The organism is Blautia sp. MSJ-36 (genome assembly GCF_018917985.1).
In the GTDB taxonomy this organism is placed as follows: domain Bacteria; phylum Bacillota; class Clostridia; order Lachnospirales; family Lachnospiraceae; genus Blautia_A.
Genome location: NZ_JAHLPQ010000006.1, coordinates 13,917 through 34,822, shown reverse-complemented (window position 1 = coordinate 34,822; position 20,906 = coordinate 13,917). Strand labels below are relative to the sequence as shown.

Genomic DNA, 20,906 nt, shown 5'->3' with positions numbered 1-20,906 from the left:
CGAATCATCCCCACGGATTCTCAGTCGGATATCTTACGCCTGCTGGCTGGTTGTAGCCGATCTCCTCAACCGGTACACCGATATATTTAAATACCTCGAAGAGAGCTTTTCCGTGATGTCCGAACGCTACTGCACCATGATGCGGGAATCCTCCCTCGATCAGCACGTGACGGTAAAAACGTCCCATTTCCGGAATTGCGAATACACCAATGGCTCCGAAGGAACGTGTTGCAACCGGAAGAACTTCACCGTGTGCGATGTATGCACGAAGTTTGTTGTCCGCGGTACTCTGCAGACGGTAGAATGTGATATCTCCTGGTTTGATATCTCCCTCAAGAGTTCCGTTTGTAACTTCGATTGGAAGGGATCTTGCCATGATCATCTGGTATTTCATCTCACAGAAGGACAGCTTGCTGGATGCTGTGTTTCCACAGTGGAATCCCATGAAAGTATCTTTCAGTGTGTAGTTGAATTTGCCCTCGATGGACTCTTTGTACATATCCTTCGGTACGGAGTTGTTGATATCCAGCAGTGTAACGATATCATCACTTACTACCTGTCCGATAAACTCACTTAATGTACCGTAGATATCAACTTCGCAGGATACCGGAATTCCCTGTGCAGTAAGACGGCTATTTACATAACATGGAACAAATCCGAACTGTGTCTGGAATGCAGGCCAGCATTTTCCTGTCAGTGTTACATATTTACGATATCCTTTGTGATCTCTTACCCAGTCTTTCAGAGTCAGTTCATACTGTGCAAGTTTCGGAAGGATCTCCGGTTTCTTGTTTCCTGCACCAAGCTCTTCTTCCATCTCTTTTACGATCTCAGGGATTCTCTCATCCCCTGCATGATTATTGAACGCCTCAAAAAGATCCAGTTCAGAGTTCTCTTCAATCTCAACTCCAAGATTGTAAAGCTGTTTGATCGGTGCGTTGCATGCAAGGAAGTTTGTAGGACGTGGTCCGAAGCTGATGATCTTCAGGTTGCTTAATCCCTCGATAGCTCTTGCGATCGGAAGGAAATCGTGGATCATATCTGCACAGTCCTCTGCATCACCTACCGGATACTCCGGAATATATGCTTTTACGTTACGAAGCTGCAGGTTGTAGCTTGCGTTCAGCATACCGCAGTAAGCATCTCCACGTCCCTGGCAAAGATTATCCTGTGTTTCCTCTGCTGCTGCGATGAACATCTTCGGTCCTTCGAAATGTTTTGCAAGAAGTGTCTCGGAAATCTCCGGTCCGAAGTTTCCAAGATATACGCAAAGTGCATTACATCCTGCTTTTTTGATATCTTCAAGAGCCTGGACCATATGGATCTCGCTCTCTACGATACAGACCGGACACTCATAGATATCTTTTGCATCGTATTTCTTTGTGTAAGCTTCTACAAGCGCTTTTCTTCTGTTTACGGAAAGGCTTTCCGGGAAACAGTCTCTGCTGACTGCAACGATTCCGACTTTAACTTCTGGCATGTTGTTCATAATCTTATTCTCCTTTTCTGAAAAAATATCTTCTGCGCTCCAAACGGGCAGACCGTTATCTGCTTCTATCTGATCTCATCTCTGAATGTTTCTCAGTCAAGTGTGATGTTCTCACCTTTCAGGCCGTTGAATGCGCCCTCGATCTTTGCATCCTCATGAGCGATGAGCCATTTATTTTTAGCCGTCATCAGTCCATCCTCGCCATCTTTTGGCATCGGGAAGTCGATCTCCGTGTTAGTTCCTCTTGGAAGAACAACCACACACTGGAATCCACTCTCATTCACATGACATGGTGCATAGTGAAGCGTTGTTGCATAAACCTCAATTCCTGTTCCTGCCGGTACAAGGAATGCTTCGATATTCGCTGTGTCGTATGTAAAATCGGCTTCAATATCCTGCTGATGTCCAATGAGCAGAACCAGATCTGTCACAGCCACATTGATCTCGGAATTGCGATGATACTCCACAGCATTGAGCTTCTTATTGTGGCCATTGCAGTATCCGATCTCAATAGGTAATCCACCGAACGCTCTGTTTTTCAGATCTTTTTCCACATCAAGAGCTTCCAGTTCCTCAACAGACGGAACATATACCACATCTTCCGGAACCGGCGTATGCTTCATTTCTTTCAGAAGCGGCCCGAAATTGTATCCTTCCAGGACTTTTCCGTATTTTCGGAAAGCCGGATCTGTTACTTTCTGAATTTTCACGTTTTGAACCTCCTTACAGAATTTCTGTTTCACAGCTTCTTTACTTCTTCGTTTTGAATTGAAAAAAGCATACCATATCGCGGTATGCTTTTCGCCGTTTTTCTTGTCTCATTCATAGCACTTTTTTGACATTTTATTTTATCTGCCGTTCTACTTTCCCAGGCAGGATCCCATATCGTTTCACAAATTCCTTGGAAAAAGCCCTGCTGCTTGCAAACCCGTTATCAAGGGCAATGGAACTGATGGTATGGTCTGTATTCAGAAGTTCCTTGTAGGCGTATGCCATGCGGATATCCTGTAAATATGTCTTAAAATTGACCTTTGCGTACTTCCGGAACATTCTGGAGAGATAGGCGTCCGAATATCCAAACATGGCTGCAAGGCCGGAAAGCTTCAGATCCTCCCTGTAATGTTCCCTCATATAAGTGGTGATTTTTGACAAAGCATCCAATCTCCGGCTATTTTTCAGTTCGCTCTCCTCCACTTCCGTCTCACGGTATGTGGAAACCATAAGATAAAGGATCTCATAAAACACAGCCCGGATCCGAAATTCATATCCAGTCTCCTTCGACAGATAAATCCTGTACAGATCCTGAATCAGAGAAACCATTCTTTTATCCGTCTCTGATGGTTCTGATACCACAGGAGCATAAACGTCTTCTCTCTGCCTTGCATTTCTGCCGTGAAACCGAATAAACCGCTGTGCGGTAAAATAATCTGTAAACTGTTTCAGAGGGATCTGTAAGACAATAGTCTCATTCCGCACAGGTGCCTGAATGGAATGAACTTCATTGGAATTGATAATCAGAAACTCTCCTGCCTTCAAAGGATACTCTACCTCATCAATATAGAAGAAAAGGCTTCCTTCCATTACCGTAAAGATCTCTATAGATGTATGCCAGTGTTTTTCCCTGACATAATTCCCGTTTCTTCCTTCAAAGAGAAAAAGTTTGAAGGGAAGTCCCTCATTTGGAATGATCAGTTCATGCTGAAACTCCATAATTTTCCTCCTTTTCCCTCTTTCGCTGGGCCGTCTGCACACGGCGGACCATACTGCCGTAAAAAGCTGCCAGAATCTGCTGGAACAAAGTTCCGATCATAACCGGAAACAATACCTCCGCCGGAAAATATGCTCCCGCAATTACGGCTCCTGCACTGATATTACGCATTCCCGATCCGTAAATCATGGAAACCGTAGCCTCCTTATTCTGCTTTGTAAGAATGGCAATTACCCAGCCAATGGCATATCCCCCTGCTGCCAGAAGCAGAATTACCGCAGCTACTTCCAGCCGCTCCCCGTTAAGATGTTTCATATAGGGAGAAACCTTGGAAGAATTGGAGGTCACCACGAAGATCAGACATATCTTTGAAAAAGGTGCGAGTTTTTTTGGCCAGGTCTCCATGACTTTTCCATGACTGAACTCATTAAGACACATCGCCAGAACTGCCGGAAGTGCAATCATAAAAACCAGTTCTTTCATCATTCCCATGGTATCCATCTTCACGCTGGAACCAACCAGAATTTTCAGAGCCACCGGAATCAGAAACGGAGCCAGAATTGTGTCGATAACAACCAGTGAAAGTGACAGTGGGCTGTTTCCATTATAAATAGACACCCACATCAGACTGATCACTGCGGTAGGCACAGAAAATTCCAGAACCATCCCTGTGATATAATTCATATTCTGTGGAAATAAAAGATGTCCCAGGCCACAGGCAATCACCGGCACCAGTACATGGAGAACCAGCAGCATCAGAATCAGCGGAAGCGGCTTCTTAAATACGTCCGCAACATCCCGGAACCTGGATTTCAGCGCACCTATAAAGGTCATAAAAGCAAACGCATAAGTTACATAAGGCACGCCATGTTTTGCGATATCCGGAAACAGCACGCCCATAAGGAGGCAGGCAGGCGTTACAAATGCCATCCATTTTTCAATAAAACTGTTAAATTTCCCCAGCATATTCCACCTCTTATCCTTCTTTTTTCAATTCTTTCTATCAGTTTAACACAAAAACTTCCCCTTGCAAGAAAAATATAAGCGGTTTTATAGCCGATTTCCGTCAGATATGATATGATAATACCTATCCTTAGGTAACATAAAGACAAGGCGGAATTTCTTCTCTGCCTGAACGGTCCTCCTTATGACCGTGTACTTAGAAAACGAGGTAAAAAATGATTTCTTTAATTATACCATGCTTCAATGAGGAAGAATCCCTTCCGCTTTTTTATCCGGAAGTTACTTCTGTCCTCCAGGAAATGAACTGCGATTATGAACTGATTTTTGTGAATGACGGTTCCAGAGACAGAACCCTTGAGATTTTAAAAGAACTTTCAGAAAAAGATCCCCACGTCATCTATCTTTCCTTTTCCAGAAATTTCGGAAAGGAAGCAGCCATGTATGCCGGTTTCTGTAATGCCCGTGGTGACTATGTTGCGGTCATGGATGCTGATCTTCAGGACCCGCCGGCCCTTCTTCCGGAAATGCTTCAGAAACTGGAATCCGGAGAATATGACAGTGTTGCCACCAGACGTGTCAGCCGTGATGGGGAGCCTCCCATCCGCAGCTTTTTTGCCCGGAAATTTTACCAGCTGATTAACAGAATTTCCGATGCGGATATCGTAGACGGAGCCAGAGATTTCCGTCTGATGAAACGCAGTATGGTAGACGCTATCATCTCTATGAGCGAATACAACCGTTTCTCCAAGGGAATCTTCGGATGGATCGGTTTCAAAACCCTCTGGCTTCCCTACAAAAACATCGAACGTGTTGCCGGTGAAACCAAGTGGAATTTCTGGAAGCTGTTTAAATATGCCATCAGCGGAATCATTAATTTCTCCCAGGCTCCACTGACCATTGCTTCCTGGTTTGGAACCAGCATGACTGGTGTTTCCTTCCTAGTCCTGATCGTTATCGTACTGCGTAAGCTGATCTTTGATGATCCGGTCGACGGATGGGCCTCCACTATCTGCGTGATTATTTTCATCGGCGGCCTGCAGCTTTTCTGCCTTGGCATCATGGGACAGTACATAGCAAAAACCTATATGGAAGTCAAGCACCGTCCCCATTACATTATATCAGAGTCCAATAAAAAGGACTTTAATCCCATCCGTTAATTTTATTTACTCTGTCGGCAGCTCTACCACCTGATATTCGTGGCCCAGCGCCGGCAGAATTTTTTCTTTTACATCACTGGTTTTCATTAACAAAGTGGAAGTATTGATACACGGATGGCATCCGAAGTATTCTTCATCCAGAACTTCTCTGTCGATCACCAGATGTACTTTCTTATCTTTGTCAAAGATCAGTCCCATCAGACTTAAGGATCCTGGCGTAATATTCAGATAGTCCTCCATCTGTTCTCCCTCTGCAAAGGAAAGCCTGGCTGTTCCAATCTGCTTAGACAGAAATTTCGTTTTAAACGGTTTCTCCCCCGGCATCAGCAGAAGATAAAAATCCGTTTTCTGACGGTTACAGAGAAACAGATTTTTGCATATCTGAGCTCCCAGAAGCTGATCCACAGCCTCACATGCCTCCATTGTCATCAATGCCTCATGATCCGCCCTTTTATATTCCACTCCCAGACTGTCCAGAAAATCGTACACTGCGATCTCCTTCTCCAGACGGCCCGCTGGATTTTCCGGTCTTCCTGTATAGATAGTTTTGTCAATTCTTGGTTCTCCCATATTTTCCCTTTCCTCCTGATCTTTCATTTCACACTTTTATCTTATCCTTATCTCACAAGCATCTGTCCGGCAAAAACAGCCAGCACACCGAAAACAGCACTTAAAATCACATAAAGAAGTGCCAATCCAATCTGGCCTTTTTCCATCATCGCCCCTGTCTCATATGCAAAAGTAGAAAATGTGGTAAACCCGCCACAGATTCCTACTTTAAGAAACAGTACAAGCCCTGGATTCAGCGATGTATTTTTTGCCGCAGATGCAGCGATAATCCCAATTACAAATGCGCCTGTTACATTTATAATCAATGTTTTTACCGGAAAGCCCTGACTGTTTTCCACTGGCAGTAATCCCAGAAGATATCTGCATACAGAACCTATAAAGCCTCCCATTCCCACAAATAAACAGTTTATCATTGTTTTTTCCTCCCACCTGATTATATCAGTCCAAAAAAATATCCGCAACCTTGCCGTAATTGCTTTCCACCCGGTGTTTTCCCTTTGCATTCCCACCGGTTCATGATATACTGAATTTATCTCTGTCTGTCCTGTCAGATTGCGGGGCAGACGTATTTATTTTGAAAGGAATTACCATGAAACGAATCAAAAATATTGATCTGCTTCGGGCCGGAGCAATTCTCTACATTATGCTGTATCACTGTTATACGCTGTCCGGGAAGCCCTGGCATGCACACACTGCCATCCATACATTTCTTTCCTTTGGCGGAGAAGTTGGTGTAACTCTGTTTTTCCTTCTCAGTGGATATGGAATCTATCTTTCCCTGGCTTCTGCCGAGGAAAGAGGGCACCTCCCAAACTGGGGTTCTTTTATGAAAAAAAGATGCCGCCGCATTATGCCCCAGTATTACGTCTGTGTTACCGTGCTGCTGATCTTTATGTCAACCCGTCTGATTGGCAGTGATGGATTCCGGCATCTCTTTGCCTACTATACTTTTACAGAAAATCTCTCCCCGGTTACACATGGTTCCATTAACGGTGCCCTATGGACTATGGGCGTAATCTTCCAGTTTTACCTGATTGCCCCGCTTCTCTACCGTGCAGTCAAAAAAAACTGGCTTATCTCTTCCATTGCGGCGATTCTGTTTACCGTTTTCTGCAGAATCTTAATTGTCCGGTATCTCCGCGCAGGAGGGATTTCTGATACTTCCATATATTTTGTATACGAACGGCAGGTATTCTCCTCTCTGGATAATTTTGTCCTGGGAATGGCTGCTGCCGCATTTTGGAAGCATGCCGGAAAAAAGATCCAGGAACACCGTCTGAAGCTTGGTCTTCCTACTTCCATTATCAGCATCGTGCTGATTCTGATATGGATTTTTTACTACAGCAATCACAGGCTTTATGGTGCCAGTGCAGTGGGATATCCCTCCCATTCCATCCTGGCGGTTCTCCTTTCTGTTCTGCTTGTCGGGTTTTCCATACTTCCGGAAATGGACTTTCCGCTTTTCCGTCCACTGTATTTTGTGGCCAGAAACCAGTATGGAATCTATCTGTGGCATATGCCCGTTATCATGACTCTTCAGGCTGGTTCTCCATGGTTCAATGCCTTAAGTCAGCAGCGCTTCTGGCTGTTCCTGCCCTGTATGCTTGTGATCGCCTGTACATTTGGCTATTTTTCAACCCGTTTTATCGACCATCCAAAGAAAGGATAATCTCACATGAATAACCGATCCGCAGTCAACCATAAAATCCGCAAACATTTTAATGAACTGATCTATAACGTAGCTCGTTACACTGAGGTTGTTTTGTCCATTGTAATTCTTATCGTTATCGCCCTGTCTGGTCTCCGGCTGATTCTTACAACCGCCGGCACTTCTGTCATGCATATGGACACCGATTTTTTTACAAACTTTCTTGCCCAGGCACTGTCCCTTGTAGTCGGTGTTGAGTTTGTAAAAATGCTCTGCCGCCATTCCGCCCAGACAGTTGTGGAAGTTCTCCTTTTCGCCACGGCAAGACAGATGGTAGTAGAACATCTTCAGCCCACCCAGACCCTGATCGGTATTCTCGGTATTGCCATTCTTTTTGCAGTCCGGAAATATCTCATGACAGACAGCGATGATATGTCCCCGAAACACCATTCCACAGATAATTCAGAAAAATAAAAGAAGTTCGTACCAGACATTTCACTGATGTTCCGGTACGGACTTCTTTCTTTTTTATTTCTATATATTTATGGTACGATTCGTTCTCAGAAATATTTTCTCAGAAGATAAGTCGGTGTACAGCTCCATGCATGGCAGTAACTGTTTACAATGCTGGAACCATATGGGGACTCTGCCGGATTTTCCGGATTGTAAAGTTCCCAGAATGTATCTGCACCGTGGCCGATCATTCCTCCCCAGTAATATTTCATGTAATCCATTGCCTGATCTTTCTTTCCTGTAAGAAGAAGCGCTTCTACAAAATGATGGTTCATATACGGAGAAACCATGCCTTTTTCCGGCTTCAGCGCAATGACTCTGTCCAGAATTTCACTGCATGTATCCACATCCGCAACCTCGGCAAGGATCATCCATACCTGATTTGCATAGTTGACCTGGCGCTCTTTTCCGCTTACAAAAAGTCCCTGTTTCTCATCATAGAGATACTTCCAGGAAGCTTCTGTTTTCAGACGGATTTCCTCGGAAAGTCTGGATACCTCTTCCTCATCTCCAAGGATCTCGGCAATTTTCTTTACACGTTTTGCACAGTAAATATAAACACCCTGAACTCCACACTGTTTGTCCAGTCCTTCTGTCCAGTCGATGAATCCCCAGAAGCCATCCTGCTCTTTCAGAATGTGTTTCTCATCAAACTGCTCTGCGGCAACTTCCATCTGACGATACGCACATCTGCTGAGTTCTTTCAGCGTTTCCATATCTTTGGATGCCTGATAATAGTCATACAGAGTTGCTCCGAAGAACATGGAATAATCCAGAAGGAACGTATCATCCGCAATGACCTCTGGCTCTGTAAACAAGCAGGCGCTTACCTGTCCGTTATCTTTTGTCTGACCTGCAAACAGATACAGGCAGCGTTTTACAAGGTCATAGTTTTTGAATGTTTCATAGTTTGCCAGAGCCTGCAGTCTCAGATCTCCAAGCCACAGACGGCGATCTCTCTTCGGTCCGTCCTCAAAAACATCCTGCATGCAGTTATGAAGGGTACGAAGGCTGACACGGTCCAGTTTCTTCACCATCTCATCCTCAGTCTCAACCGGTTTTACATCAGACATGCTTACAGAGGAAACGCTGCGGCATACAACATCCTCTACTACCAGCTGCCATTTCATGGAAGTATCAATGGTTTCAATCTCCAGATAACGGAAAGCATATCTTCTTGGAAGTACCAGTGTTGCAGGAAGTACATCAATGTGGAACCATTCCTCCTGAATCCAGCCACGGCTGATCCAGCCATCATAATCCTCGGATTTCTCAGTCATCTCTTTTGCGATCTCGCCGAATTTCAGTTTAAAAAATGCCGGTGCATCCTGCGGGCTTCCCACAGAGGCAAGTTTCAGTGTCACATATCCAACCTGATGATCTCCAAAATCCAGGCAAAGCTTATCGCCTTTTTTCATATGATAATTTTTCAGGTTATCCACAGAATCTCTGTGAAACACCTCCGGATATACACCGTCAGTCTCACGGATATCCACAATTTCAACCGGGCGTACCAGAGTTTCTTTTAACTGTGGCGCACAGTCTGCTGCTTTTTTCAGAAACTCTTCATTGGAAACACGTACCATATTTAAATCGATACTTACTTCTGCCATGTTTTTTCTCCTCTCACACATTGATAATCTGCTGTTTTCTATTTCTTTCAGCCCCCTGTTATCGGGCCTTTGTTTCTTTCTGCTTTTTATCTTAACGTTTCGGACACCTGTTCTTCAAGTGTCATTTTTACGGAAAAATACTGACATTTTTTTCGTTCTCAGGATTTGGATATGATATACTGAAGGAAAGACTTTTTAACTGGAAAGGAAACCCTTATGCAGATCTCCAAAAAAGATTTTCATCGGTATCTCTCAGAATATACGGAAGATGAAATTTTTTACAGAAATACATACCTTCAAAGAACAGAACATCCGGAAACATTCCGGGAATATCTGAAAAATCTTGACCCTGCTTATATTCAGAACCGGCGTCTGTATGTACCGGAGCTCCGGGAGGAACCCTGGTTTCCATCTATGGGTGAGAATGATGTTTTTGCCAATATTCCGGAAAATATTGTGATCAGCAAACATTTCCGCTACACACCGGAGTTTACTCATAAGCATGACTTCTTTGAGATTCTCTGTGTCTATGACGGAACTGTCAGCAATCAGATTCAGGGAATCCATCATACCCTGCACACCGGAGATATCTGTATTATCCCTCCAAATACCCGCCACAGCCTGGGCGTTTTTGATGACAGCCTGGCCTTTAATATTATTGTCCGGTCTTCCACTTTCCAGAGTACTTTCTTTCAGTCAATGGCCGCAGACAGCGCTCTGGCGAAATTTTTCTCCCATGTGCTGTATCAGAAAACAGAAGGAAATTTTCTGATCTTTCATGCCGGTGAAGATAAACGGATTCTTTCTACCCTGGAAGATCTCTACATTGAATATATGCTTCATGCCAGGTATCGTTCCGCCTTTCTCAATGCGGAACTGATGATGCTCTGGGCACAGCTGCTCCGTTATCACGAGAATGATATCGAATCCATCCTCACCAAAACCGCAGGCAACAGCAGTATTCCGGAAATCCTGAATTATCTCAGCCAGAATTACCGTACCGCTACCCTTCATGATACCGCTGCCCATTTCGGATACAGTACCTCGCACTTCAGCACCCTGATTAAGGAAGGCACCGGCCGTACTTTCCTTACCATCATAAAAGAGCTGAAACTAAGCCAGGCCAGCCGCGCCCTGCGGGAGACCTCGCTCAGTATCAACTCCATCTGCGAACTGACCGGATACGAAAATCCGGAACATTTTATGCGATTGTTTAAGAAAACTTATGGTATGACACCCGGAGAATACCGGAAGGAACACAGAGGGAAATGATTTTGCCCAAAATTATCTGTCCAAAACATTTCTTGCTGCCCGCACAGCCGCTTCACTGGTTCTGTAAATGGTATATTCACTGAGAGAAGGCAACCCCATGTTGACTCCTTCTTTCCGGTACTCCATTTTGCTGTCCAGTTCTGTTTTTCCGGACATATGATATGCGGTTACTCCACAGAGCGGATAAAGTTTTTCGATTACTTCCGCACAGATTCCTCCGCCTGCCTGAATCTGAATTCTTCCGGCTGCCTGCTCTTTCAGTTCTTTTAACAAGGGCGCACCTTTTAACGCACTGTTCTGCTGTCCGGATGTAAGAATGGTCTGAATACCAAGTTCCGTGGCCTGTTCAAGAGCCGCTTTCGGATCTTTGCAAACATCAAATGCCCGGTGAAGAGTAACTGACATTCCTTCTGCCGCTTCCATCAGTTTTTCCATACGCCGGATATCAAGAGTTCCCTCCGGCAAAAGCATACCGATTACCACACCTTCCGCTCCCAGTTTCCGGTACATGGTAACTTCCTCACGGAGCATTTCAAATTCATATTGTGTATAACAGAAATCTCCGAAACGCGGCCGCAGCAGAACATGAATTGGAATTTTACTGTATCTCCGGATCGTTTCAAATAATTTCGGGCTGGGCGTTGTTCCTCCGATCACCAGATTCTGGCAAAGTTCCAGCCGGTCTGCTCCGCCTCTTTCTGCCGCAAGTGCAGACTCCACAGAATCCACACAAACTTCCAGGATTTTTTGATTCATTTCAATATCACCTTCCAAACGTACTCTCTGCTTTTTTACTTATTCTGACATAGAAATTCATACCCGTCAATCATATTGATCTCCCATCCCTTCTTTCAGTATATTGATGATACACAGCTGCATCGCCCATCTGTAACTTGTCCCGTTATAAATAATGTCCTCAAATCCTGGCAGAAAATTATGCATCTACTGCAAGTCCCATAAGTGTGGAATGGAGCTTTTCAAGTCCTACATTGTATTTCTCACACAGATCGTAAAGTTCCCCCTGGATCGTTGTGATCACATGGATTCCTTCCTCCTCATTTTCCATGTAGCACGCACAGTCCTGACACTTAAGTCCGCTCTTTCGATTTCGTTCTCCTGTTTTTGTATAACCTGTTACTTTCCACATAAAAGTTCTCCTTTATACCGCATCTTCCACACATAACACTTTGCATGGACTTCCTATTAAATAAATATACCCGCAAAAAAGGAAGCTCTTCCGGATAAAAAGAGCTTCCTTTTTCTGTATTTTCTATATTTTGTGTATTCTTATCTTCTGTACCCTCTGTAAAATTCCCGTACAGTCTTTCTCTCTTATCCTCGTTCCGGTATTTTATCTCCAGATAATATACCCCGCATAGATCAGGTACATACACACCATGGAGATTCCCTCTTTCCGGCTGATTCTCTGCTTTGTGGCCGCATAGATCCACACGATCAGCGAGAACACGATAAGTATGACAATATCAATAATATTTTCCCGGATCAGTACCACCGGATTGATGGCAGATGCAACTCCGAGAACCATCAGGATATTAAAAATATTGGAGCCTACCGCATTTCCCACAGCCATATCCACTTCGTTCTTTCTGGCTGCAACCACGGAAGTCACCAGCTCCGGAAGGGAAGTTCCGATAGAAACAATGGTCAGTCCCACCAGTGTCTGGCTCATTCCAAGATCAATGGCAATGCGGCTGGCAGCATCCACCGTAAGATCTCCGCCAAAGGCAATGGCAAGTGCGCCTCCCACAATAAAGAGGATGCTCTTCGGCCAGGAAAGGATGCCGATTTCTTCTTCCAGTTCTTCCATTCCTTCCATGTCCACATTTTTTCCTGCTGCCCTGGCCTTCATGGCACTTTGGATCATTACCACAATATAGCCTGCAAAAAATCCCAGCAGGATCATTCCATCCAGATGACCAAGTCTCATTCCGATCGTATCTCCTGCTGCCAGGATCCCAAGCCCCAGAAGAAGGAGCGCACAGATCATGGAAAACGGAATATCCCTCCGGATGGTTTCCTTCTGTACCAGGATCGGTGTCAGGATGGAACAGACTCCAACAACCACCATCAGGTTAAAAATATTGGAACCTACCACATTGCTGACCGCAAGCTCATTGTTATTGACCAGTGACGCTGTAACGCTGACTGCGGTTTCCGGAAGAGATGTTCCCATTGCCACAATAGTAAGGCCGATGATGATCGGCGGCACCTTCAGCCTTTTTGCGATACTGGAGCTTCCTTCTACAAAGAAATCCGCACCCTTCATCAGGAACACAAAGCCGATCACAAGAAAAACTAACACAAGGATCAGTGGTGAACTGTTTACCAGATTTTCCATTTTTCTTCTCACTTTCTGTTTTTATTTCCCACAACCTGGAGATTCATTGTCGCCCGCCCTGCTGAAAAATTTCTTTCCGGCATTCTTTTGTTACATAAAAAAGACCCATGTATGCCCTGCTGCAATAAAATATAACAAAGCATACATGAGTCTCATTCTTTAAGATTTGCCAGGTTTTTCAGAAAAAACCGGGTCTGTTGACAAATCACACTTACGTGCGAACTACTCCCTCATGGAATTAAAATTTTCAATTTTTTTCAATTTAACAGAATTGTTTTTAAAAGTCAACCCCTGGCCGGTGACTTTTCTTTATCGAAAGCACATATTTTATGTATCTTTATTATTTTCCGCTTTCAGAAACAATCCCTTTCAGGATCTGTAAAACTCCATCTTCACTGTATGACGGACATACTTCCCTGGCTGCTGCCTGCACTTCCGCTCTGGCGTTAGCTACCGCATAACTCCTTCCCGCTTTCTGAAGCATGGCAATATCGTTGAGGTTATCTCCGAATGTACAGGTTTCCTCCGGAGAAATTCCTAACTGTTGCTGGATAAATTCGACAGCTGTACTTTTTTCGCCCTCCGGCGGTGTACTGTCCATCCATTCTTTTCCGGCAGCTGCCAGTGTCACCTTATCTTTCCACGCCGGTGTAAAATATGGGGCACAAAGTTCCTCACACCGTTCCGGATGATAGACGGAAAACTTCAGCACCTGTTTTCCCTCAAGAGAAGAAAGATCGTCCACTTTTCTCATATCATAACCATAGGAATCCCTGAGCCATCGGAACATCCTTCCATTTTCATTCTCCGCATAACAGCACTCCGGTGTGGCAATAAAGCAGTCACATTCCGGCATTTTTTCTTTTACCATGCGATGCATGCTTTTCCAGGTCTCGTCTGGAAGTGTGTGCACCTTCAGGATCTTATCATTCTTCCGGATCACCGTACCTCCATCCGAAACAAAATACACCAGATCCTTCAACGGTTCAAACAGCTTCCTCTCACTGTCATACTGCCGCCCCGAACATACTACAAAGGTAATGCCCATCTCGGTCAGCTTCCGGATCACCGTCATATATTCCGGATTGATGGTCATGGTTCCATCTTTTACCAGAGTTCCGTCTACGTCGGTTGCGATTAGTTTTATCATGTTGTTTTACTCCTCTCCCATCTGAAATACCAATATCCTCTCCCTAGGATTTTTTCCGTCAAAAAGATCCTGGCAGTCGATCTCGTCCAGGAATTCCAGTTCATCCACAGTCATCAGATAGGAAATATATTCGTCAGATGGATAATAGAAAAACAGCAGCATTTCTCTTGTTTTTTCATACCAGGATTCCCGGATGCGTCCGATGACACTTCTCAGTATTTCCACAGAAAACGGATTAAAAAAATAAAATCTATCAGCAGATTCCGGCACCTGAAAAAGGGCTGCATTTTCCAGTATAAAAGTGGTTTTTGCCCCGGAAACAGCCCGCTGCCTGTTTTCTTCTGCGGCTTTTATCATGCGTTCATCGTACTCCACACCTGTAGTCCGGCACCTGACCTGCCATGCCAGAAAAAAATCCACCCTGCCTTTTCCACATCCATAGTCGATCAGATGATTCTTTTTCCCCAGATATCCACAATAAGCCAGCCGTTCCAGCACCCCGTACGGCGTTGGCTCGTATGGATAACAGTACTGATCCGATCTGGAATCGTCACGACCGGTGGTTTTGATCTTCAGCAGCTTATCATATTTTACTTCATTTTGGTCCATGGTACTGTCAATCTCCATTTCCTACATCGGGCAGCTTTTTTTCTCCTCTTTGTCCATATCTCCACGGACATATCTGGCATTGAATTCCATATTGATCTCACGGATTTCCTTCTTCCCGTCAATATAATCCTGGTACATATCCGCAAGTCTGGCCATACATCCATCACAGTTCGCAGAAATATTTCCCAGAGATTCCTCCACAATCTGTTTACGTTCCTCTTTTGTTGTATCTTTGATCAGATATCCTGGCATTGTTTTTTCCTCCTGCTAAATTCTCCTGTGTTTCAGGTGTTCTGTATTTCTGTTATTGTTCACTTTTCCTTGTCAAGCGGATATTCGCAATCCGCTTCGCTACGTAGCTCTACACCAAATAACTGCTCCGTAGTTTATCAGGAGGAGCTTGCTCTCCTCCTGATACAAGCAAGCCCCCACTGCTTATTGCTTTTCGCAACCCCGCAGGGGACTTACTTGATTTGGTAAAAAAAGCTGCTTGTATCAAACAAACAGCTTTACAAAAATTTTCCTTTTCTGTTTTTTTATTCTACTCTGGCCCACTACCTGTGTCAACACAATTTTTGTGACCTTAACTCACTAAAATCAGCTTCCCAATACAAGAAAATCAAGCAATATCCGGAAGCACGCTCTTAATCTGATCGATCACTTCCACAATCCTGTTCAGGTCCAGGTTCTCTTTTACATCGGAACTGTCATTTACATTTAATCCTTCCTGCCAGTCCTGAACAATGGACACTGCCGGAATATCCAGTAACGCAAACGGATAATGATCGCTGTTGGATGCCATTGTCAGGTAAAATCTGTCACTGGATGTAAACAGCTCTGACATACTGTTTTTATTTAACTCAGCCAGTTCTTTCAGGCCTTCATCATCATATTTCGCATCCTCTGGTCTTTTATTTCCTTCGATCATCGCCATATAACCAAGATCACTTTTCTCGGCAATGGTGTCAATATTTATCACTCCGATAATCTGATTCCGTTCGTCCTCCGTCAGATTTCCAACGTACCATCTTGAACCCAGCATATATTTTTCTTCACCGGAAAACATGATAAATTTTATATTATATGGCATTTCTGCATCCTTTAAGATCCGTGCCAGCTCCAGCACTGCTGTCACTCCAGAACCGTTATCATTGGCCCCCTCAGAATCCTCTGCACTGTCATAATGGGCACTTATGATCAGATTTTTCAAAGTATCAGTAGATGACTTTTTTGTCACAATAATATTTTCACCAGTGCCGTCAACTACTGCATTCTCAGCTGTTGGTGCCAGAAATATCTCCGCCTGAGATGAACGCCGTATTGCGTTCTCGTTATTTTCATCGTTATATTCAAACTTCTGACATTCCATATCATCATATCCCAGATCATCGAAATATCTTATAATATATTCTTTTACATTCTGGATTGTATCTGAGTTTATCGGATGAGGTGTTAAAGTGATATTTTCAATGATCTGCTCAATATTCTGTTCTGATGGTTGCATTTTACCATCCATTTGCGAAGCCGTTCCCGCCATTGTCTGAGTTGGCACTGTTATGGATATTGCCATTGCCAAGACAAACGTAAATACTTTTTTCATCTGTTCACTTCCCTCCATCCTACACATTTATCTTTTTCCTACAGTATAACCGTCCTGACTATGTTCGTCTATATCCTTCTCCCGGTTTTCTGTCATTCAATTTTCCTATCTGATATCAATCCGTATCTTTTCTCCAACAGCCTCCCAGCCAAAATCATCATTCATATCGTAAGCTTTTCCTTCTTCTTCAATATAAACGTCACCATCTGTATCTGTTTTCTTCACAATGCTGCTTTCAGTCGAATCTTCCGGTAAATTATTGGATTTCAGATAAAGCTGCATATCCAGATATTTACTGTCCGGATCTGGCAGTTCCAGTCTTTCTTTATTTCCATCCTTCTGATAGAGTACCCAGAAATCTGTCTTAAATTTCCAGTTATTGATGGTATCTTCCGTTTTTGCATCATCTGTCAGTTGATATCGCACTTTGTTCCCCTTACTGTCCGTTCCACGTAATTCAACATCATAATTTTGGAACAGTTTTTGCGGTACTTCTGCTGAAATAATACTCTGAAGCTTATTCATGTATAGTTCTTTCAGTACCACTTTTCCGTCTTCTGTCCGGACAGAAATATTCTCAAGCTTTTTATGAGTTGTCTGTTTCAGGATTTTCTCACGGGAAATCGTAAAATCAAATGTAAATTCCGCTACTGATTTTTCCCAGTCATCGTAGTCAAAAGCCTCGAGTACAAGGTGTATCTCCGGGGCTTCTCCGAGATCTGTCGGTGCATGAAAACGGCACTCCTGTACACGGTCATATTCCCTGTCACTTGTATCTACATCTAATATATCTTCTATGGAATAGGGAAGATAATCCCCATTAGCATAGATATCCAGTTTTTCACCATTTATTGTAGTTTTCTCCCTGTCAAGATCGATCCCCATGTTGTCAAACGATAAACTATGAGCAGCTTTCCCCTGCTGATTCCCTTCCACATTATCGATTTCTGCATGTACCTCAAACAGTAAAACTCCCTCATCTAAAACAACTTCTTTTAAATTCGCAGTGATCCCCTGATTCGTTTGGGATACGTTTAAACCCTCCGTATAAGACTCGATTTCTTTTTGAAAACCTAACGTTTCTCCTATTGATAAAGCAAAATTTTTGATTGCAGCCTGTACTTTCGGATTTGATAAAACAGCTGAGATCAAAGCCAATCCCACACAGGCAGCTGCCAGTTTCCTCCCAAAAGATAATATCCGGATATTCTTCTTACCTTTCCATTCGCCCTCTGCTTCACTGATATATTTCGAATCAATATTGCCGAATTCTTTTGAAAAATCGAATTTTTTCATAAGTGCTTTCCTTCCTTTTTCAACAGCTTTAACAATTTTTTTCTGCTCCGGTACAGGTTCATTTTCACACTTCCGGCAGACATGCCATGTCTTTTGGCAATAACCGAAACCGAATCAAAAAACCAGTATCTTCTAACAAAAATATCTCTGTCTTCCGCATCCATTTTTCCCAGATAATCATTGATGATCTCCAGCAGTTCTTTTTCTGCCAGCTGGTCTTCAATGGTATAAGTAATACTTAAACGATCCATTTCACCTAAAACATCTACCATATGTACATCTGGTCGCCTGTCGGCATATTTTTTACGCAGACGGTCAATGCTTAAGTTCCTCGTAATCCTGCCGCAAAAATGTGATAACACAGACGGTTTCTTCGGCGGGATCACCGACCAGACCGAAAACCAGGTATCATTCAAGCATTCTTCCGAATCTTCTTTATTTGCAAGCAGATTCCAGGCAATCTTGTAACAGTAAAGATGATATTTATCACTTAACGCCTGGATCGCATACTCATCCCTTAGCTCAAATAAGGATATGATCTCATTGTCTTTCATTTACAAGTTATCCTCCAAAGTTTTATGTATTTTGAAAGGAAATTTCCTACTCATACTATATATCGTAAAAAACAGCCGATGGTAACAAAAAATTTATTTTCTGTTGAGAATGCTGCAATGTTTGACGGAACTTTAAAAAATGTTCTTCCTTTTTATAATAAAGAGAAAATACAAAATATTCTTGCACAAGACAGAATGTAATTTTTTCAAACAACTTATGCAGGGGCAACACCTCTGCATAAAACTTTCGACAAAGCCCATGGCGATGCTGTGGGCTTTTCTTATATTAAAATGGTGCTGGGCATAACACCCAACACCAAATTTGTCTACAGTCTAAAATCTTCTCCAAGTTGGGGACGATTTGTATTATTTTGTCTATAGCTATACTACATTATCTCTCTTCCGTATTTCTTACATAAATTGTACTTCGTGCCGCACCTTCTTTTTTCAGCCAATCACTTTCAACCATATTCAACAAAACAGCCCTTGCTCTACGGTGTTTTACCCCTAAAAGCTCAACTGCCTTAGCTGTTGTAATGAAGCCATTTTCCAATACATATTTATAAATCTGATGCTCCTGTCCATTATCCGGCATTTTATCGGCATTATCCGGCATTTTGTCTGTAGTATCCGGCGCTTCATCGACACTATCCGGTTCTTTACCAGCACTATCTGGCATTTTATCAGCATCATTAATGCCATTAGGCGCCTTTGTAGTAACCTGACCTCTATAGATATTGATACGCAGATCAACCTCGCCGCCAATAAACTCCGGTTCCCGCAGTCCGGCAGCTTTTACTTTCTCGATAATCCTAGGAATACCACTGCCCCAATGTTCAATCAGATTCATATATGAAAACGCATGTGCAAGTGCTTCATTTCTGATTTTGGAATAGCCTTCCTTCATACGCTCCAAAGTCTGTCCCATCGGCAGTTTTCCCGGTGATGTGATCTCCAACCTGTTATCATACACTGCAACCTGAATCATACCATGATCCAGATAGCTGCGATGCACCATTGCATTTATGATCAACTCACGTATCGCGTCCGGTGGAATCTCATAAATATCCTGACGGTAAATACCGACAATAGTTGCACCCAGATGAATATTCCGCAGAACAAACTGAAATGCTTCCTCTATTTGCTCCCAAAGCGGTCCGGTGTACTCCCGTCGATCAACAAAAACCGCTTTCGTTGTTCCTTTGAACACACCGCATTGCGTTGCAACATGAAGTCCTCCATGCCCTGTTAAAATGGCATAAGCATTGGACGGATAATCTTTTCCATCACACTCAATTAAAATCCCCCAGGAACGAAGCTGCTGCCTGCCAACATCTTTGATAGATACTTTCTGACCTTCAGTATGTGCATTTTTGACTGCCTGTTCTTTCATGGCTTTGCAAAGTGCATCGACTTCTTCATCTGTAATAGTCAAACCACTGCACAAAGCCTGGTCAAAGTAACGATTGCTGCCCTCAAACATCAGCTCTCTTACCATATACTCGTCAGCCAGACGTGTTGTTCCCGCAACTCGAACATATACACCGCCTTCTCTGCCAAGAGCCTTGATATAATATGGCCGCTGTCTTCCCTCAGAAATTTCCGCCACAATGACTGTTTTGCCATCAATTGTCTGTAAGCTGATATCCGGAATAATCGCCGGTTCACAGCTGTCCGACACAGCATTGGCGATCGCATCCATTTTCTTGAACACATCTTCCTTGTCAAAACCCACAACTTCTCTGGTTTTATCAGCAATTCCAAAAATAATTTTCCCTCCGGTTCCATTCGCAAAGGCAACCACCGACTTCATATATTTAATGCTTTTCTCCGGCAGATTCTCCTTAAACTCCACATTCTTAGATTCTCCTGCAAGAATTTCTTCTATGGTCATGATAATACCTCACTACCCTTCTATGTTCACTCTCAGTTTCGTCTTTGCTCCAATCTTTGGATAATCTGGCATATTATTTCAAATGCTGATATTTTGCTAATTTACAATTTATATCAGTATATCATATATTATCTTCCAACTGTATAATTTTACACCTCAATCCGTATCAATAATTTTCCAATTAATTTCACCCGAAATTTCCAAGTCGCAGGTTCGAACTCAAATTAACAAGCACAAAAAAAGCTGGAAGCCATTGATTTCTCAAGGTTTCCAGCCTTTCACCGTAGCGTGCGTTAGAGGATTCGAACCCCCGACCTTTTGGTCCGTAGCCAAACGCTCTATCCAGCTGAGCTAAACGCACATCTTTGTTGCTTTTCCTTTGTGATATTTCGTATCACCGCTGCAACAATATGTATGATACTCTAAGACCTATAAAATGTCAAGGGTTTTTTGAAAGTTTTTTTATTTTTTTTCAAAAATATTTTTTATTGCTATTTTTGATGCAAAAGCA

At 43.2% G+C, this 20,906-nt stretch carries 21 protein-coding genes and 1 tRNA gene; 4 read left to right on the top strand and 18 right to left on the bottom strand.

The features are described from left to right. Nucleotides 1-4: 4 nt before the first annotated feature. From KQI39_RS06395 to KQI39_RS06380, 4 genes are all read right to left on the bottom strand, one after another. Entirely contained in the window at nucleotides 5-1,489 is a 1,485-nt protein-coding gene (locus KQI39_RS06395) for an L-fucose/L-arabinose isomerase family protein (protein ID WP_148445058.1), read from the bottom strand. Between the two features lie 92 nt (nucleotides 1,490-1,581). Next, nucleotides 1,582-2,199, bottom strand: a complete 618-nt coding sequence (locus KQI39_RS06390; protein ID WP_216417277.1) for a DUF4867 family protein — start codon at nucleotides 2,197-2,199, stop codon at nucleotides 1,582-1,584. Nucleotides 2,200-2,332: 133 nt separating this feature from the next. Beyond that, a complete protein-coding gene (locus KQI39_RS06385; protein ID WP_173762702.1) occupies nucleotides 2,333-3,199 on the bottom strand; it encodes an AraC family transcriptional regulator in 867 nt (288 codons plus the stop codon). After that, nucleotides 3,183-4,163: a bile acid:sodium symporter family protein gene (locus KQI39_RS06380; protein WP_148445061.1), complete on the bottom strand. Its 981-nt coding sequence runs from the start codon at nucleotides 4,161-4,163 to the stop codon at nucleotides 3,183-3,185. The genes KQI39_RS06385 and KQI39_RS06380 overlap by 17 nt, the downstream gene beginning before the upstream one ends. A 212-nt stretch (nucleotides 4,164-4,375) precedes the next feature. Here KQI39_RS06380 and KQI39_RS06375 point away from each other — a divergent pair, with 212 nt between their 5' ends. Next, a complete protein-coding gene (locus KQI39_RS06375; protein ID WP_173771098.1) occupies nucleotides 4,376-5,317 on the top strand; it encodes a glycosyltransferase family 2 protein in 942 nt (313 codons plus the stop codon). A gap of 6 nt (nucleotides 5,318-5,323) precedes the next feature. Here KQI39_RS06375 and KQI39_RS06370 read toward each other — a convergent pair whose 3' ends face one another. Together KQI39_RS06370 and crcB are read right to left on the bottom strand one after the other, a co-directional pair. Beyond that, nucleotides 5,324-5,887, bottom strand: a complete 564-nt coding sequence (locus KQI39_RS06370; protein WP_173771097.1) for a prolyl-tRNA synthetase associated domain-containing protein — start codon at nucleotides 5,885-5,887, stop codon at nucleotides 5,324-5,326. Nucleotides 5,888-5,934: 47 nt separating this feature from the next. Then, the gene (gene crcB, locus KQI39_RS06365) at nucleotides 5,935-6,300 is read right to left on the bottom strand and encodes a fluoride efflux transporter CrcB (protein ID WP_148445064.1); all 366 of its coding nucleotides are present in this window, start codon (nucleotides 6,298-6,300) and stop codon (nucleotides 5,935-5,937) included. A 176-nt stretch (nucleotides 6,301-6,476) separates the two neighbouring features. Between crcB and KQI39_RS06360 the strand changes: the two genes are divergently transcribed. Then, the gene (locus tag KQI39_RS06360) at nucleotides 6,477-7,556 is read left to right on the top strand and encodes an acyltransferase family protein (protein WP_216417275.1); all 1,080 of its coding nucleotides are present in this window, start codon (nucleotides 6,477-6,479) and stop codon (nucleotides 7,554-7,556) included. A gap of 6 nt (nucleotides 7,557-7,562) precedes the next feature. Continuing rightward, nucleotides 7,563-8,009 (top strand): transporter, encoded by a 447-nt coding sequence (locus KQI39_RS06355; RefSeq protein ID WP_173762698.1) that lies wholly within the window; start codon nucleotides 7,563-7,565, stop codon nucleotides 8,007-8,009. An 86-nt stretch (nucleotides 8,010-8,095) separates the two neighbouring features. On the opposite strand, the gene KQI39_RS06350 is transcribed toward KQI39_RS06355, so the two are convergent. Beyond that, a complete protein-coding gene (locus tag KQI39_RS06350) occupies nucleotides 8,096-9,661 on the bottom strand; it encodes an alpha-L-rhamnosidase-related protein (protein ID WP_216417273.1) in 1,566 nt (521 codons plus the stop codon). Between the two features lie 216 nt (nucleotides 9,662-9,877). Between KQI39_RS06350 and KQI39_RS06345 the strand changes: the two genes are divergently transcribed. After that, the gene (locus tag KQI39_RS06345) at nucleotides 9,878-10,933 is read left to right on the top strand and encodes an AraC family transcriptional regulator (protein ID WP_216417271.1); all 1,056 of its coding nucleotides are present in this window, start codon (nucleotides 9,878-9,880) and stop codon (nucleotides 10,931-10,933) included. 12 nt (nucleotides 10,934-10,945) lie between these two features. Here the strand turns inward: KQI39_RS06345 and KQI39_RS06340 are convergent, their stop codons facing one another. The 11 genes from KQI39_RS06340 to KQI39_RS06290 form a co-directional block, all read right to left on the bottom strand. Further along, complete coding sequence (locus KQI39_RS06340) at nucleotides 10,946-11,689, bottom strand: copper homeostasis protein CutC (RefSeq protein WP_174095525.1); 744 nt, start codon at nucleotides 11,687-11,689, stop codon at nucleotides 10,946-10,948. Between the two features lie 178 nt (nucleotides 11,690-11,867). Beyond that, on the bottom strand, nucleotides 11,868-12,080 hold the full coding sequence (locus KQI39_RS06335) for a hypothetical protein (protein ID WP_148445070.1): 213 nt from the start codon (nucleotides 12,078-12,080) through the stop codon (nucleotides 11,868-11,870). Between the two features lie 204 nt (nucleotides 12,081-12,284). Beyond that, entirely contained in the window at nucleotides 12,285-13,292 is a 1,008-nt protein-coding gene (locus KQI39_RS06330) for a calcium/sodium antiporter (protein ID WP_216417269.1), read from the bottom strand. Nucleotides 13,293-13,632: 340 nt separating this feature from the next. Further along, on the bottom strand, nucleotides 13,633-14,442 hold the full coding sequence (locus KQI39_RS06325) for a Cof-type HAD-IIB family hydrolase (protein WP_216417267.1): 810 nt from the start codon (nucleotides 14,440-14,442) through the stop codon (nucleotides 13,633-13,635). A 6-nt stretch (nucleotides 14,443-14,448) separates the two neighbouring features. Continuing rightward, nucleotides 14,449-15,051 (bottom strand): class I SAM-dependent methyltransferase, encoded by a 603-nt coding sequence (locus tag KQI39_RS06320; RefSeq protein ID WP_216417265.1) that lies wholly within the window; start codon nucleotides 15,049-15,051, stop codon nucleotides 14,449-14,451. 21 nt (nucleotides 15,052-15,072) lie between these two features. After that, nucleotides 15,073-15,303, bottom strand: coding sequence for a purine biosynthesis protein PurH (locus tag KQI39_RS06315; protein WP_118062052.1), 231 nt, complete (start codon nucleotides 15,301-15,303; stop codon nucleotides 15,073-15,075). Between the two features lie 367 nt (nucleotides 15,304-15,670). After that, on the bottom strand, nucleotides 15,671-16,651 hold the full coding sequence (locus tag KQI39_RS06310; protein ID WP_216417263.1) for a M28 family metallopeptidase: 981 nt from the start codon (nucleotides 16,649-16,651) through the stop codon (nucleotides 15,671-15,673). Between the two features lie 105 nt (nucleotides 16,652-16,756). Next, a complete protein-coding gene (locus tag KQI39_RS06305; RefSeq protein ID WP_216417261.1) occupies nucleotides 16,757-17,947 on the bottom strand; it encodes a DUF4179 domain-containing protein in 1,191 nt (396 codons plus the stop codon). Beyond that, nucleotides 17,944-18,501, bottom strand: a complete 558-nt coding sequence (locus KQI39_RS06300; RefSeq protein WP_216417259.1) for an RNA polymerase sigma factor — start codon at nucleotides 18,499-18,501, stop codon at nucleotides 17,944-17,946. The genes KQI39_RS06305 and KQI39_RS06300 overlap by 4 nt, the downstream gene beginning before the upstream one ends. 391 nt (nucleotides 18,502-18,892) lie before the next feature. Further along, on the bottom strand, nucleotides 18,893-20,395 hold the full coding sequence (locus KQI39_RS06295; RefSeq protein WP_216417257.1) for an RNA-binding domain-containing protein: 1,503 nt from the start codon (nucleotides 20,393-20,395) through the stop codon (nucleotides 18,893-18,895). 287 nt (nucleotides 20,396-20,682) lie between these two features. Next, nucleotides 20,683-20,756, bottom strand: a tRNA-Arg gene (locus KQI39_RS06290). Nucleotides 20,757-20,906: the final 150 nt, after the last annotated feature.

Coding starts and splice junctions, on each gene's coding strand:
- KQI39_RS06395 (WP_148445058.1), bottom strand. CDS start 1,489: ATGAACAACATGCCAGAAGTTAAAGTCGGAATCGTTGCAGTCAGCAGA.
- KQI39_RS06385 (WP_173762702.1), bottom strand. CDS start 3,199: ATGGAGTTTCAGCATGAACTGATCATTCCAAATGAGGGACTTCCCTTC.
- KQI39_RS06380 (WP_148445061.1), bottom strand. CDS start 4,163: ATGCTGGGGAAATTTAACAGTTTTATTGAAAAATGGATGGCATTTGTA.
- KQI39_RS06375 (WP_173771098.1), top strand. CDS start 4,376: ATGATTTCTTTAATTATACCATGCTTCAATGAGGAAGAATCCCTTCCG.
- KQI39_RS06370 (WP_173771097.1), bottom strand. CDS start 5,887: ATGGGAGAACCAAGAATTGACAAAACTATCTATACAGGAAGACCGGAA.
- crcB (WP_148445064.1), bottom strand. CDS start 6,300: ATGATAAACTGTTTATTTGTGGGAATGGGAGGCTTTATAGGTTCTGTA.
- KQI39_RS06360 (WP_216417275.1), top strand. CDS start 6,477: ATGAAACGAATCAAAAATATTGATCTGCTTCGGGCCGGAGCAATTCTC.
- KQI39_RS06355 (WP_173762698.1), top strand. CDS start 7,563: ATGAATAACCGATCCGCAGTCAACCATAAAATCCGCAAACATTTTAAT.
- KQI39_RS06350 (WP_216417273.1), bottom strand. CDS start 9,661: ATGGCAGAAGTAAGTATCGATTTAAATATGGTACGTGTTTCCAATGAA.
- KQI39_RS06345 (WP_216417271.1), top strand. CDS start 9,878: ATGCAGATCTCCAAAAAAGATTTTCATCGGTATCTCTCAGAATATACG.
- KQI39_RS06340 (WP_174095525.1), bottom strand. CDS start 11,689: ATGAATCAAAAAATCCTGGAAGTTTGTGTGGATTCTGTGGAGTCTGCA.
- KQI39_RS06335 (WP_148445070.1), bottom strand. CDS start 12,080: ATGTGGAAAGTAACAGGTTATACAAAAACAGGAGAACGAAATCGAAAG.
- KQI39_RS06330 (WP_216417269.1), bottom strand. CDS start 13,292: ATGGAAAATCTGGTAAACAGTTCACCACTGATCCTTGTGTTAGTTTTT.
- KQI39_RS06325 (WP_216417267.1), bottom strand. CDS start 14,442: ATGATAAAACTAATCGCAACCGACGTAGACGGAACTCTGGTAAAAGAT.
- KQI39_RS06320 (WP_216417265.1), bottom strand. CDS start 15,051: ATGGACCAAAATGAAGTAAAATATGATAAGCTGCTGAAGATCAAAACC.
- KQI39_RS06315 (WP_118062052.1), bottom strand. CDS start 15,303: ATGCCAGGATATCTGATCAAAGATACAACAAAAGAGGAACGTAAACAG.
- KQI39_RS06310 (WP_216417263.1), bottom strand. CDS start 16,651: ATGAAAAAAGTATTTACGTTTGTCTTGGCAATGGCAATATCCATAACA.
- KQI39_RS06305 (WP_216417261.1), bottom strand. CDS start 17,947: ATGAAAAAATTCGATTTTTCAAAAGAATTCGGCAATATTGATTCGAAA.
- KQI39_RS06300 (WP_216417259.1), bottom strand. CDS start 18,501: ATGAAAGACAATGAGATCATATCCTTATTTGAGCTAAGGGATGAGTAT.
- KQI39_RS06295 (WP_216417257.1), bottom strand. CDS start 20,395: ATGACCATAGAAGAAATTCTTGCAGGAGAATCTAAGAATGTGGAGTTT.